13 protein-coding genes and 1 pseudogene are annotated in these 12,299 nt (G+C 64.7%); 5 read left to right on the forward strand and 9 right to left on the reverse strand.

The genetic code is table 11. The features are described from left to right. The first annotated feature begins 119 nt into the window (after window positions 1–119). From THITHI_RS0110140 to THITHI_RS0110150, 3 genes are all read left to right on the forward strand, one after another. Entirely contained in the window at window positions 120–878 is a 759-nt protein-coding gene (locus THITHI_RS0110140) for a sulfite exporter TauE/SafE family protein (protein ID WP_018232981.1), read from the forward strand. 183 nt (window positions 879–1,061) lie between these two features. Next, window positions 1,062–1,646, forward strand: a complete 585-nt coding sequence (locus tag THITHI_RS19795; RefSeq protein WP_018232982.1) for a hypothetical protein — start codon at window positions 1,062–1,064, stop codon at window positions 1,644–1,646. Between the two features lie 123 nt (window positions 1,647–1,769). After that, complete coding sequence (locus THITHI_RS0110150; RefSeq protein WP_018232983.1) at window positions 1,770–2,024, forward strand: Smr/MutS family protein; 255 nt, start codon at window positions 1,770–1,772, stop codon at window positions 2,022–2,024. 49 nt (window positions 2,025–2,073) lie between these two features. Here the strand turns inward: THITHI_RS0110150 and THITHI_RS0110155 are convergent, their stop codons facing one another. The 5 genes and pseudogenes from THITHI_RS0110155 to THITHI_RS20205 form a co-directional block, all read right to left on the reverse strand. Continuing rightward, the gene (locus THITHI_RS0110155; RefSeq protein ID WP_018232984.1) at window positions 2,074–2,955 is read right to left on the reverse strand and encodes a class I SAM-dependent methyltransferase; all 882 of its coding nucleotides are present in this window, start codon (window positions 2,953–2,955) and stop codon (window positions 2,074–2,076) included. Between the two features lie 33 nt (window positions 2,956–2,988). Further along, the gene (locus tag THITHI_RS18865; protein WP_018232985.1) at window positions 2,989–3,801 is read right to left on the reverse strand and encodes a hypothetical protein; all 813 of its coding nucleotides are present in this window, start codon (window positions 3,799–3,801) and stop codon (window positions 2,989–2,991) included. 344 nt (window positions 3,802–4,145) lie between these two features. Then, window positions 4,146–5,594 carry an FGGY family carbohydrate kinase gene (locus tag THITHI_RS0110165; RefSeq protein ID WP_018232986.1) on the reverse strand — a complete coding sequence of 483 codons (1,449 nt, stop codon included), beginning with the start codon at window positions 5,592–5,594 and terminating at the stop codon, window positions 4,146–4,148. Between the two features lie 140 nt (window positions 5,595–5,734). Beyond that, the gene (locus THITHI_RS0110170) at window positions 5,735–6,316 is read right to left on the reverse strand and encodes a beta-class carbonic anhydrase (protein WP_026186247.1); all 582 of its coding nucleotides are present in this window, start codon (window positions 6,314–6,316) and stop codon (window positions 5,735–5,737) included. Between the two features lie 284 nt (window positions 6,317–6,600). Then, a pseudogene (locus THITHI_RS20205) lies at window positions 6,601–6,723 on the reverse strand (transposase); the annotation flags it as partial. Window positions 6,724–6,861: 138 nt separating this feature from the next. Here THITHI_RS20205 and THITHI_RS0110180 point away from each other — a divergent pair. Then, window positions 6,862–7,653: a cupin domain-containing protein gene (locus THITHI_RS0110180; protein WP_083908705.1), complete on the forward strand. Its 792-nt coding sequence runs from the start codon at window positions 6,862–6,864 to the stop codon at window positions 7,651–7,653. 140 nt (window positions 7,654–7,793) lie between these two features. On the opposite strand, the gene THITHI_RS0110185 is transcribed toward THITHI_RS0110180, so the two are convergent. Both THITHI_RS0110185 and THITHI_RS20590 read right to left on the reverse strand, forming a co-directional pair. Further along, window positions 7,794–8,810, reverse strand: a complete 1,017-nt coding sequence (locus THITHI_RS0110185; RefSeq protein WP_018232990.1) for a transposase — start codon at window positions 8,808–8,810, stop codon at window positions 7,794–7,796. 212 nt (window positions 8,811–9,022) lie between these two features. Continuing rightward, window positions 9,023–9,244 carry a hypothetical protein gene (locus THITHI_RS20590; RefSeq protein WP_156820518.1) on the reverse strand — a complete coding sequence of 74 codons (222 nt, stop codon included), beginning with the start codon at window positions 9,242–9,244 and terminating at the stop codon, window positions 9,023–9,025. 568 nt (window positions 9,245–9,812) lie between these two features. Here THITHI_RS20590 and THITHI_RS0110190 point away from each other — a divergent pair. Beyond that, window positions 9,813–9,995, forward strand: a complete 183-nt coding sequence (locus tag THITHI_RS0110190; protein ID WP_018232991.1) for a hypothetical protein — start codon at window positions 9,813–9,815, stop codon at window positions 9,993–9,995. Between the two features lie 283 nt (window positions 9,996–10,278). On the opposite strand, the gene THITHI_RS0110195 is transcribed toward THITHI_RS0110190, so the two are convergent. Together THITHI_RS0110195 and THITHI_RS0110200 are read right to left on the reverse strand one after the other, a co-directional pair. Further along, window positions 10,279–10,926, reverse strand: a complete 648-nt coding sequence (locus THITHI_RS0110195) for a helix-turn-helix domain-containing protein (RefSeq protein WP_018232992.1) — start codon at window positions 10,924–10,926, stop codon at window positions 10,279–10,281. Between the two features lie 10 nt (window positions 10,927–10,936). Beyond that, window positions 10,937–12,295 (reverse strand): FMN-binding glutamate synthase family protein, encoded by a 1,359-nt coding sequence (locus tag THITHI_RS0110200; RefSeq protein WP_018232993.1) that lies wholly within the window; start codon window positions 12,293–12,295, stop codon window positions 10,937–10,939. Between the last annotated feature and the right edge of the window lie 4 nt (window positions 12,296–12,299).

A 12,299-nucleotide genomic window follows, 5' to 3' on the forward strand; every position in this document is an offset into this window, starting at 1 on the left:
CACCCCGGGGTCGTGCGGCTTCACAAAGCCGTGCGCGCCGTCCGGGTATATCCCCGCCTCTCGCTTTCCCGCCCCTGTTCTGTATCATTCCGGTCCTCACGCATCCCGAGAACCGACGCATGACAACGGCCGCGGCGCCCTTCCTGTACGGCTATGTGTTCCTCGCGCTGGCGCTGGGCGGTCTGATCAAGGGCGTCGTCGGTGTCGGTCTGCCACTGCTCGGCATCTCACTGCTGGGGCTGGTCCTGGAGCCGAGACTGGTGCTGGCCATCCTGGTGGCGCCCATCGTCGCCACGAATCTTCGCCAGTCCTTTGCGACGGGGCTGCCCAGGGAGGGTGTCCGGCGATTCTGGCCGCTGATCGCGCTGTTCATCGTGGCCACCTGGGGCGGTGCCCTCCTGCTGGTGCAGATCAATACGGCGCTGCTGCTGGCGATCCTGGGTGTCATTGTGGTGATCTTCAGCGCCCTCAACCTGGTCAGCCCCAGGCTGTACCTGCCGCCCCGCCACGAGCGCTGGGCGGGCCCCACCGTCGGCCTGGCCGCCGGACTGCTTAACGGGATCTCCACCGTCAACGGGCCGCCCCTGGTGATGTACCTGATGTCACTGCGGCTGGAGAAGGATACGTTCGTGGCCGCCTACGGCCTGATCGCACTGTGCGGCGCCATCCCCCTCGCCATCTCCTACGCCGCGGTGGGGGTGCTCGGGTGGCGGGAACTGTGGCTGTCGATGCTGGCCCTGATCCCGGTGTTCGTCGGCATGTGGGCCGGCGAGCGGATCCGCCACCGCATCAACCCGGTGCTGTTCCAGCGGGTCCTCCTGATCACCCTGATCGTGCTCGGCCTGAACCTGATCCGGCGAGGCGTGTTCGGGGCCTGAGCGGCACCGCGACGGGAGGACCGGAAGGACATCAGCGTCCCGGACAACCCGGCATGGAGGCAGGCACCCTGGGGCCACCGGGCGTTACCGGGAGACCCGCCTGCCGGCGGCTGCATTCTGTCCCATACTCAGGGCGCAGGATCGACAGCGGGGTTCGCCCCCATTTCCCGAGGACTTCCGCACATGGCTTTCAACCGCATTCAAGCCCGCCCCCTCTGCACGAACGCCGAGTACACACTGTTCACGTCAAGCCTCGCCGGGGGTGTCACCGAACTCACACCGGCACAGTTGCGCAGCAGGATCGAGCGCACCCGCAAGCTGCGCGACAAGTACCGCGACCTGTTCCAGCGCCAGCGCCTGGCGAACCGCGCACGCACGGGCACCCGGATGGGGGAGCGGCCGGACACCAATGAGCGCACCCGGGACAAGGCCACCCTGTTTGACGAGGCGCTCGGCCGCTTCGAGGCCCGTGCGGCAAAGCTGGCGGCGGCGGCCGAGCGGGACGCGCGCCGCAAAGCTGTCCGGGAGGCGCGCCTTGCGCAGACGGCGGCCCGGAAGAAGGGCGGCGCGAAGCCGGCCGCCGCACCGGGCCGGGGCAAACCCGGGACGGCAGGCCGCAAACGGCCCGGCGCGGCCGGCTATACCAGCGAATCGGCGCGGGCCGCTGCGCACGGCAAGATGGCGCGCGACAACCGGGCAGGCGCCAGAAAGGGACAGGCGACGGCCGCAGGCAAGCGCAGCCAGGCGCGCCGGGACAGCCGGCGCTGACGCCGTCCGCCCGGGACACCTTCAGGCAACCGACTGCACCTCAACGGTCATGCCGGGGTCGGCGTATACACAGGACCATGAGGCGGCCGGCGGGCGTCGCCCTTTCCCGGGAAGGGGAACGGCATGGCACGACTGAAACTGGACCTGCATGCCATTTACAACCAGGGCCGGCAGATCGAGCAGGCACTGCAGGCGATCTTTGACGATGCCGAGAAGAAGCGCATCCGAACCGTGGAGATCATCCCGGGGAAAGGAACCGGGCAACTGAAGAAACGGGTTCTGAAGTTCCTGGAACGACCGGAGATCAAGGCCCGCTATCACCGCATCGAGAAGGATTCGAAGAACTTCGGCCGGCTGTTCGTTCATTTCCGACACTGATTCGCGAGACCCTTCGACCGGACGGGAGGTCCGCGCCATCCTCCCGGCATCAGGTTTTCCACGCAGCGAACATGTAGTTCGCGCCCGGGACGGGGCGATCCGGCAGGGGGAAATGCTTCGACCGGAAACCCTGGGCGGCCAGAAGCTTGCCGGCCTCCTCATAGCGCGCTCCCGCTACCGTATCTGTCGTTCCCGGTCGGGAACGTGCCAGATAAATCAGGGCGCTCTCCGTGATCTCCATCATCTCGGGGTCTGGAAACTCCGCCTTGAGTCGGGTGAGCAGACGGCCGAGCCGCTCGACCATGATGTCCTGATCGAAGCTCCCCTCTGGCCGGGTCGTGCCGATAAAAGTGGCCAACCGCAATTCGGATGCCAGGCATCGATATGCTTCCAGTATCTCTTCGCGACCTGAACCCCGGGTTGCGGACGAGAAATCGGTGATCAGCCGATTCACCAGGGCTTCGTAGTCACGCCGGCCTTCCGGCTCCGCCCACTCCTTGGCGACAAAGACGCCGTGATCCTTCAAACAGCCATGCACCAGCCTGAACAGGGCTGTCCACTGGCCCGGGAACTCCAGGAACAGCAGGCCACCGTCACAAACCACGGCATCGAACGCATTGGCGAAGGACGGGCGCTCCTCGAGCCAGTCTCCCACGACCATCTCCACATTGCCCCAATCCCTGCCGCCAAGCTGTCGCAGGGCCTCCATGATCTCCGGGTCCCGCTCGATGCAGACAATTCGCCGGCCCCCCAGATCGATTGCCATATCCACCAGTTCCGGTGTGGTCCCCAGGATCAGGATGCTCCTGTCCACCAGGCTGCCGATCTGCTCACGGTATAACGCCAGGCCCTCCGGGCCCGGCCTCACCGGCACCCGCAGGTTGTTCCATACGCTGCGGTACTTCGCGATGCGTTCCTGATCCATCGTCATGTCGATCGTCTCCAGGGTGCAATTGTCGGGGGGTCAGAAATCCTCGATGCCGCTCGCCAGGTCATCCAGGCGATCCTTGTACTCGTCCATGCGATGCGCCCCGCCGATGGTCTTGTTGACATCCAGCAGGATCACCTCGCCATCGTGCTCAACGTAATCGAAACGCCCGTAATCGAAGCCAAGCGCGGTCCGCCGGGCCTTGAGCGCATCGGGCACCTCCACGGGTTCCTCCGGGGTCACCGCATTACTGAACTTGACGATGGGCTGCGGGGACCCGAGCCGGCCGGCCCAGCCCTTCCCGCCCAGGAAGATCCAGTAACGCAGGTAGTACAGATCATCACGCCTCTCCGGAAGAAACCGCTCCACGACCAGGGCGGGGTTCTCCCACACCCCCGGAGGAACCTCGGCCTTGCCGGCGAACACCGGGTAGCGGTCGGGCCTGATGGCCGCCACCTTCGCCCAGGCCCGCCCCCGACCGAATCGCGTCGGCAGATAGCGTGACAACGGGTGCTCCGGCAGGCCGCCGCAGTTCGCGTCGGTCTTCACGACCACCGGTCCCGCGTAATCATCGCCGGGCGCCACCAGTTGCCTGCTGATCGCCCGCTTGGAGATGTCGACGGCCTGCCGGTTGAGGACAACCGGGTAGGATTTCAGGCAGTCGGAAATCCTGCCCGGCACCACCGTACGATCCACGTGAAGGATGACGACATCCGCATCCGGCAGGTGCCGCGTCGTACGGCGCTTCAGGATCCTGTGACCGGCCTCGCGCCAACGCAGGGCGAGCGCATCGACCAGATAGCGGCGGCGCCAACCGAGCAAGTCGCCCAGGATGAGGATTCGTTTCACGCGGCGGGCATCGGGAGGAAGCGGCGGGGACCTGCCTTGCCGGATTGGTATGACCCGGTTCCACGGGACCAGCCATCGGGCACGATAAGCGATGGCCATCGGTCGGCGGCATTCAAGATGCGTTCCTCAAACCTGCTCTGGAAGCAGGGCTCATGGGGGTCCTGGAGTAGGGGCCTGAATGCGCCCGGACCCATTATAGGGCCGACAAGACCCGGCCACCCAGCCCCCCGGGTGCCAGCACCCCGCGAAGGCCAGGGCATGCACCATCCCCGACCGCGAGCCCTGCCCCACGGATTTCCGCGGGCACACCCGCCGTCACAGCGTCACGATCGCCGGACCGACCCTCAGCAGCGGGACCCGGATCCGGGCCCTTTGTGACTCGGCGGGGGCACAAACCCCGGACCCCGCTCCAGCAGATCGACAAACTCCCCGTAGCGCTGTTTCAGGCGCGCATTGTTCGCGGGGCGAAAGGTACTGCCGGGTGAGCTGCGCCGCCAGTGCGCCGGGCGGTTCGCGGCGAGCCAGGCCAGGCCGCGCGCCGTGGCCTCGGGATCCTCGTGACGGTGCACGGGAAGGCCGGCGAGATCGGCGATGCGCTGGCACAAACCGTCGAGCCGCGACAGACCGCCCGATGCCTGGATGGCGTGCAGGCTGTCCGGATGCATCTCCTCAAGATTGCGGTGCACCAGGAAGGCGATGCTGTCGATCACGGCGACGGCCCGCCGGGCCGCGGATCGCGTGGCCGGTATGAAACGCGCCTCGACATCCTGCCGCCAGTAGGGCGAACCCAGGCCGCCGATGCTGTTCACGAACAGCGGCGCATCCCGGATCTCGCCCAGCCATTCGGGCAGCCCGCGCAGGATGTCGGTGTCCGTCTGTTGCTGCAGCCAGCGGATGGCGCTGCCGACGCCGTTGACCGTCCCCTCCAGCAGATAGCGCCGCGCCCCGGCCGTGCTCCAGGCGATTCCGGCGAGCAGGTGGTCCGGCGCGGGCGGCGTCTCGCCCGCGTCGCGCAACAGGAAGGCACCGGTACCCAGATTGAGCAGCGCCTGATCCTCCGGCGGTTCCCCGCCGGCATGGATCGCCGCGTTCTGGTCGCCGCACAGGCAGGTGAGGGGGATGGCCGTGCCCGCCAGCACGCCGTGGGCCGCCAGCGTCGGAACGCAGGCGGGAAGCGACTCCGGGTCGATCCGGAACAACGCCGCCAGATCGCGGCTCCATTGCAATCGCCCGAGGTCGAACAGGAGGCTGCGCGCCGCGTTGCTGTGATCGGCGATCAGCGGGTGCCCCTCGAGCAGATGCCAGGCCAGGTAGCTGGCCAGCGGCCCCATGACCAGTGCGCCTTCCGCGTGCGCCCGCGCCACCGCCTCGTGGTGATCCAGCAGCCAGCGCATCTTGCCGGCCAGGTAATGGGGCGACAGCGGCAGACCCGTGACCCCGCGGATCCGCTTCTCATGGGGCGCAAAGGCCCGGAGCAGATCCCTGCAGCGGGTATCCTGCCAGCTCAGGGCCGGGGCCAGCGCCCGGCCGCTGTCGCGGTGCCATGCCACCAGGGTGGAACGCTGAACCGCCAGGCCCGCGCAGCGCACCGGCCCGCCGGCCTTCGGCAGCACCTCGCCGATCACCGCGCGCACCGTCTCCAGCACCTGCTCCGGTGAGAGCTCCACCCAGCCCGGGTGCGGCTCGCGCTGATCCACGCCCGCCTCGTGGCGCGCGATCACCCCGCCGTGCGCGTCAAACAGCAGGGCGCGGCTGGCGTGGCTGCCCTGGTCAATGGCGAGAATGCACTCCATGGCTCAAGTATGGTCCATCACCACCCAACGCCATTCGCCAAGGCCCGTATCGCCGGACCCTGATCTCCCGGTCTTTCCCGGTGCGATACCTGCGGGCGCTCTCCGGATCGGCCGCGACATGGGTGTCCCCGGTCTCTGCTTCACACCACCTTGCCGGCCTCGGTGGCCTCCTTCACCTCCATCAGCTTCCCGGTCTTGCAGTCGTAGATGTAGCCGTACACCGGGATATCGCCGGGCACCAGGGGATGCGCCTTGATGCGCCTCACGTCCTCCACCACGCTCCGGGCATTGTCGGATATGGTCAGCCAGTTGATGTAGCGCCCTTCCGGCGAACCGGGTCCCTTGCCCGTGTCGTGCCAGCCGTTGGCGTCCACCGTGGCCGTCTCCAGACTGCTGGCCAGCAGGTCGCCCATGATGTCATTGGTGAAGGTCTCCATGCCGCAGTCGGTATGGTGGATGACGAACCATTCGCGGGTGCCCAGCAGCTTGTGGGAGATCACCAGGGAGCGGATGGCATCGTCGCTGGCACGCCCGCCGGCGTTGCGGATCACGTGGGCATCCCCCTCGGCCAGCCCGGCGTACCTGGCCGGATCCAGGCGCGCATCCATGCAGGTCAGGATGGCGAAGTGTCGCCCCGGCGGCATGGGGAGCTTGCCTTTGTCCCCGAAATCGGATGAATAGGCGGCATTGGCGGCGAGTACCTCTTTGACGACCTGGCTCATGACGGCTTCCTCCATCGCGTGGATACGCTTCAAGCATAGGAGATTCGCCGCGCGCCGGGGGCGGCGGGACTTTGGGGACTTTGGGGGGGGACTTTGGGGGGGGACTTTGGGGGGGGACTTTGGGGGGGGACTTTGGGGGGGACTTTGGGGGACTTTGGGGACACCCAAGACTTCATGGGGACTTCGGGGACACCCAAGACTTCCCCAAGACTTCATTGGCAGCAACAACTCCATGGCATCGCACGATGATCGGCCGCTCAGGCGTGCACCTGATATAGCCGGCGCGCCTGGCTCTTGAAGCGACCCTCCCAGAACCGGCCCTTGCAGCCGCCTTCCTCGTTGGCGCGCCGTGCCAGGTATTCGTTGAGGCTTCGCATGAACCAGGACAGGTCACACAGGCGCTCGCGCCGAACTGCCCCGGGCGTAAAGCTCGTCAAGAAGTGAAACAGGTATACTGCTCCCGCGCATGTGTCATCTTTTGGTCTGTTACACATGTCGTGCTTGGGCCACTTGCTTCTCACTCCGGCCATATCGGAGAGAATGACATGAAAGGACGATGGATGGTTTCGGGCGTTGCTGCAACATTGGTCTTTACATTCGGTATCGTGGACACATCGGCTGAGCAACAGCAAGCGACAAGTTCGTCGACCCTTGTCCACGATTACGAGGCCGACTTCAGGGAAGTGGCATCCGGTATTTCCAGGGCTGTCCTGTGGAGCAACCACAGCAAGGGTTCCTATGGTGTGTTTGCCAGATTCGAACCGGGATCCGATCCGGGGGTACAGACGAACATCAGCGATGTCCGGATCGTGGTTATCCAGGGCGCTTTTGTATACAAGGACGATGCCGGGGAGAGGCGGGTCGAGCGAGGTGAAGTCATACGGATTCCGGCCGGGACGCGGTACCGGAGTGGCAGCGATGCGCAATGGGGTGCGCTCCTTTATGAAGAGTCTTCCGCATTGGGCCCAGGCCACGCTGCAGGAGATGCACTGACACAGCAACACAATTCGCCTGTTGTCGTCTCCATGAATGAGGCGGGCTTCCAGGAAGTTGTTCCGGGCATGTCCAGGGCGGTATTGTGGGGGGACCATGACAAGGGCCCCTATGGCGCGTTTACCGAGTTCGACCCTGAGTTCGACTCAGGGCCGCATATGCATGCCAACGATATCTTGATCGTGGTGATCCAGGGTTTCTATTTGTACCACGACGACACTGGAGAGAAGCGGCTCGGACCCGGCGACTTCATGCGGATCCCGGGCGGGACGAAACACCGCGGTGGCGGCGACAAGAAATGGGGTGTGGTGTTTTACGAAGCGTCCGACGGCAGATTCGACTGACTCCCTGCACCGTAGCGCACCGTAGCGCACCGTAGATTCGAGCATAGCTTACATGGAACGACAAGCGAGGACACCGACAAGCGAGGACACCCAACTTTTCTTCGGCGTCACATCGCCATCATCCTGTTCGCAACACGTGGTCAGGCCGGCATCTGATAAAGCCGCCGAGCCTGTCCTAATCCCTTGAGAAACCGCCGCCCGAGACGCTCGGCCGCCTCGCGAAGCCGGTCGACGTGCCCAAGTGCCGCCACATGGTGGCTCCGTCCGCCCCGCCTGACATGACGAAGGTAGTGCTCGGGGCTGAGATTGAGCCGAGCAAGAATCGGCGGAAGGCGACCCGGAATGGCGCCGCGCTTGTCCTCCCGGATCGCCCGCCCGGCCCAGTCCACCAGCTGCAGGTAGTCCTCGAAAGTGAAGGCGATGTGGTTGGGGTGATCTCCGGCAGACGTCCCGTCCAGGTCCATCAGGCGCGGCCCTTGCGATTCGTGCCGGTCGGGTGGGTGGTTCCCGCCTGATCCTGCGTACTCGGCGATACGTTGCCGGATGGAGGTGAAATCGGATGCCTCCGGGGTTTGGGCGACGCCCGCACGCACCGGATTGAGATCCACATAGCTCATGCAGGTCAGCACGGCGGCCTCATCCAGAAGGGCCTGGCTCTTGAACCGGCCCTCCCAGAAACGCCCCTTGCAGCCGTCTTCCTCGTTGGCCCGGCGGGCCAGATGCTCGTTGAGGCCGCGCATGAACCAGGACAGATCACACAGGCGCTCGCGCCACTCGGCGATCAGAGCCCGGGCCTGCTCGGCCTCGGCGGCCGTGACCGTCTCGTCGGCCCGGTAGCGGGTGACCAGCACGGGCACTGAGAACAGGCGCGCCCAGCGATCCATGACGTCTTGTTCCGACCATGCCCGCGCCCGCTCGCGGTCAAGGCGCACCACCAGGTGGTAGTGGTTGGACATCACCGCGTAGGCGCAGATATCGACCGCAAAGACAGCGGCCAGCGCCTCCAGCCGCTCCAGCACCCAGCCCTTGCGGTGCTCGTAGCTCTTTCCCGAGAACGAATCCTGTCCGCACAGATAGGCCCGGCGCACGCAGCGCGCGATGCAGTGGTAGTAGGGGGTGGTCTCCGGATCAACGAGTTCCCTTCTGGCTCGGGTCATAGGAATGCTCCTTATTCCTTGATTGGATTGACGGATCAGAGGCTAGGCGGCTCGGGTGGGGGTGTCAACCAAATGATGGGTGTCCTCTTGATCCTGCTGGGTGTCCTCTTGTTCGTTCTCTTGTTCGTTATTCGACAGTCTCAACGCCGAGCTAAAGGGCACCAATGGCACGTAGCGGAATTGGCGTCCATTTTGAGCGTCGCGTTATGTGGTTACGAGAAATCAAAAACAACGCAACCGTTCCCTGCTGCGGCAATGCTACGAAGATCAGTTGTAGACTTTTTGCCGGCATTAGTAATTACGATTTGGGCTTGCTTGTTGCTTGCGGCAGAAGCGATGCTCCTTAAGTCGGTAGTGGAATAATTTTCTGCATCAATAATCATCCCCCCACCTGCGGCTGCGATACTTCTTAGGTCTGTTGTTGACTTTCCCATGTTTCAGTCTCCATTAGTTTGTTTTAATCACATAACACCGCATTCACCAGCCGGTCCGGTGCAATGCCTTGTTAAATTTTACTTTTTTGTACTTACTGTATGCACGATGCCCATGTTGTTTTTTTATATGCCTGCCTAACTTCTTCCGCCCGGTATGCGACTCATTGCATATAGGGCAAGCCATCAAGTTGTGACAGATAAAATGGTGCCTACCCATATTCTTTGGCAAGACCTTTTGTCCACATTTGTCACACGACTCTCTCAGGTCGGGCTTGCTGCGCGGAGCGGTCTCTTTCTTCAATGCCGACTTCAGAACCCCCCTAAATGTTCTCATCTCTGGAGCCGAACATATACCATGATTAGGCTGCTCTTTCTTGGCCCTATCCAATCTATTTTGCTTTTCGTGATCAAATTTGGTCATAGAAATTTAACTAGATTTCTGCCACAGATGTGGCGTGTTGTAACACGACAAAATCGCCGCACAATCTTCCACGCCGTTCGCAGCCCATTGAATATCCAGAATGCAGGTTGCACAAACACTGCAATAATTCACGGAGGAAACACTGCCATGGAGGCACCCCCTCAGCCGCGGCTGCTCGACCAGGTTCGGGAGCGTTGCCGCGTCAAGCATTACAACCTGTGTACCGAGCAGGAACTGCTGGGGCACAGCGTCGTGCGCACGACGCAGATCTACACCCACGTGCTCAACCGGGGCGGGCTGGCGGTGCGCAGCCCGCTGGATGCGGGCTGAATGCGGTGCGGCTGTCGGGGGCATGAATAGGGCCACTCCCTGTGTGCCTTTTGTGAACTTTAGCCCTTCGGGCCCCGGGGTGGCAAACCGCATGCGGTGATCACTTCCTGATGCGGGCTAAAACGCCGGGCAGCTGGGGCTAACAGTTCATCCCTTGTTTCCCCGGCACGTAACGCAGGCGCGCTGGGTAAGGGGGCTATCGGGCATGTGCGTTCGCCCAGAGGACTGGGCTCCTACGGGTGTGGTTTTGTGCCAAGTTTGCTGGAGAGGGGAGCGCTCAGGCTCAGTCCTCCTCTCCATAGTTGATCACCGCGAGAAAGCGGATGGGCACCTTGATCAGGCGCTCGGGTCCGTGGGGGATACTGCCCTTGAAGGTGAGTGAGTCGCCCGGTTCCAAGATGTAGGTGTTGCGCCCGTGCCGATACTCGATCTTTCCCTCCAGCATGTAGATGAACTCCACGCCGGGATGGGTGAAGGTGGGGAACACCTCGCTGGCGTCGTCCATGGTGATGAGGAAGGGTTCCACCTGCTTGCGCGGGCCCTGGTCGTAGGCGAGCAGATGATACGTGTGGCCGCGCCGGGTGCCGCGGCGCACCACTTCGAGACCCTCGCCGGCCTTGACGTGCTGGGCGCCGCCTTCGGGGACGTCGAGGTTCTTGAAAAGCTGCGCCAGTGTCATGCCGAGTGCGGCGGCGAGGCGGCGCAGGGTGTCGAGGCTGGGGGAGACCTGGCCGTTCTCGATCTTGGAGAGCATGCCGCGGCTGACACCGGCAAGCCCCGCAACGTCGGCGATGGTGAGCGACTGGGCCTGGCGCCTTTCGCGCAGCACGAGGCCGATGTAGCGATCGAGGCCGCTGTCGCCGGCCTGGGGGACTTCGGGCGGCACCGTCACCGGTTGCACGACTTCGATCTTGCGTTTGGCGCGGGTCACGGTTCTGCGCTCAATAGCCGCTGTGTCCGGGGATCCAGTCGGTGCCGGCCAGCGGGATCTTCGCCATGGCGGCCGCCTCGATGGTGAGCGCGGCCAGGTCCTCGCGCTCCAGGTTGTGCACGTTGGACTTGCCGCAGGCGCGCGCCAGCGTGGTGAGTTCCATGGTGAGCGTTTGCAGGTAGTTCTTCACCCGGCGCGCGCCCCAGTCCACGTCCAGACGCTGCTCGAGCTCGGGCGTCTGGGTGGCGATGCCCACCGGGCACAGGCCCGTGTGGCAGTGATGGCAGTAGCCGGGGGCCGTGCCGATGGCGGCGTAGTCATCCGTGGCGTCCACCAGTTGGCCGTTCATGTGGTAGTGCCGGGCGTTGCAGCCCAGCGCCATCATGGCGGCCTGTCCGATGGACACGGCGTCGGCGCCCATGGCGAGCGCCTTGGCCACATCCGCGCCGCTGCGGATACCGCCGGAGATGATGAGCTGCACCTCGCCCACCTTGTCGATCTCCTCCAGGGCCTCCACGGCCTGGCGCAGGGCGGCGAGCGTGGGGATGCCGGCGTGTTCGATGAACACCTGCTGGGTGGCGGCGGTGCCGCCCTGCATGCCGTCCACCACCACCACGTCGGCGCCGGCGGCGACGGCCAGCTTCACGTCGTTCTTCACGCGCGTGGCCCCGATCTTCACGTAGACGGGCAGCTGCCAGTCGGTGAGTTCGCGAAGCTCGGAGAGCTTGATGGCGAGATCGTCGGAGCCGGTCCAGTCCGGGTGTCGGCAGGCGGAGCGCTGGTCGATACCTTCGGGCAGCGTGCGCATGCCGGCCACGCGCGGGCTGATCTTCTGGCCCAGCAGCATGCCCCCGCCGCCGGGCTTGGCGCCCTGCCCGACCACCAGCTCGATGGCGTCGGCCTGCCGCAGGTCATCGGGATTGAAGCCGTAGCGCGACGGCAGGCACTGGTAGACCAGCGTCTTTGACGAGCGGCGCTCTTCCGGGGTCATGCCGCCATCGCCGGTGGTGGTGGAGGTGCCCATCTCGCCCGCGGCGCGGCCGAGCGCGTCCTTGGCCTGGGCGGTGAGCGCGCCGAAGCTCATGCCGGCGATGGTGATGGGGATGCCGAGCTCGATGGGCTTCTTCGCGAAGCGGGTGCCGAGCACCGTCTTCGTCTCGCACTTCTCCCGGTAGCCCTCCAGCGGATAGCGCGAGGCCGATGCGGTGAGGAAGGTGAGATCGTCGAAGGTGGGCACGCGGCGCTTGGCGCCCAGCCCGCGGATCTCGTAGAGCCCGTGCTCGGCGGCCTGCTGGATGTAGTGCAGCGTGGCGTCGCCGTAGGTGTAGTTGGGCTCGATGTAGACGGGCTTGTCGGTGGGCTTGGACATGGGA

The sequence above is a fragment of the Thioalkalivibrio thiocyanodenitrificans ARhD 1 genome, assembly GCF_000378965.1.
GTDB lineage: Bacteria > Pseudomonadota > Gammaproteobacteria > Ectothiorhodospirales > Ectothiorhodospiraceae > Thioalkalivibrio_A > Thioalkalivibrio_A thiocyanodenitrificans.

Bases quoted from the DNA above. Each gene is read 5' to 3' on its own strand.
- THITHI_RS0110140 (WP_018232981.1), top strand. From the start codon at position 120: ATGACAACGGCCGCGGCGCCCTTCCTGTACGGCTATGTGTTCCTCGCG.
- THITHI_RS19795 (WP_018232982.1), top strand. From the start codon at position 1,062: ATGGCTTTCAACCGCATTCAAGCCCGCCCCCTCTGCACGAACGCCGAG.
- THITHI_RS0110150 (WP_018232983.1), top strand. From the start codon at position 1,770: ATGGCACGACTGAAACTGGACCTGCATGCCATTTACAACCAGGGCCGG.
- THITHI_RS0110155 (WP_018232984.1), bottom strand. From the start codon at position 2,955: ATGACGATGGATCAGGAACGCATCGCGAAGTACCGCAGCGTATGGAAC.
- THITHI_RS0110165 (WP_018232986.1), bottom strand. From the start codon at position 5,594: ATGGAGTGCATTCTCGCCATTGACCAGGGCAGCCACGCCAGCCGCGCC.
- THITHI_RS0110170 (WP_026186247.1), bottom strand. From the start codon at position 6,316: ATGAGCCAGGTCGTCAAAGAGGTACTCGCCGCCAATGCCGCCTATTCA.
- THITHI_RS0110180 (WP_083908705.1), top strand. From the start codon at position 6,862: ATGAAAGGACGATGGATGGTTTCGGGCGTTGCTGCAACATTGGTCTTT.
- THITHI_RS0110185 (WP_018232990.1), bottom strand. From the start codon at position 8,810: ATGACCCGAGCCAGAAGGGAACTCGTTGATCCGGAGACCACCCCCTAC.
- THITHI_RS20590 (WP_156820518.1), bottom strand. From the start codon at position 9,244: ATGGGAAAGTCAACAACAGACCTAAGAAGTATCGCAGCCGCAGGTGGG.
- THITHI_RS0110190 (WP_018232991.1), top strand. From the start codon at position 9,813: ATGGAGGCACCCCCTCAGCCGCGGCTGCTCGACCAGGTTCGGGAGCGT.
- THITHI_RS0110200 (WP_018232993.1), bottom strand. From the start codon at position 12,295: ATGTCCAAGCCCACCGACAAGCCCGTCTACATCGAGCCCAACTACACC.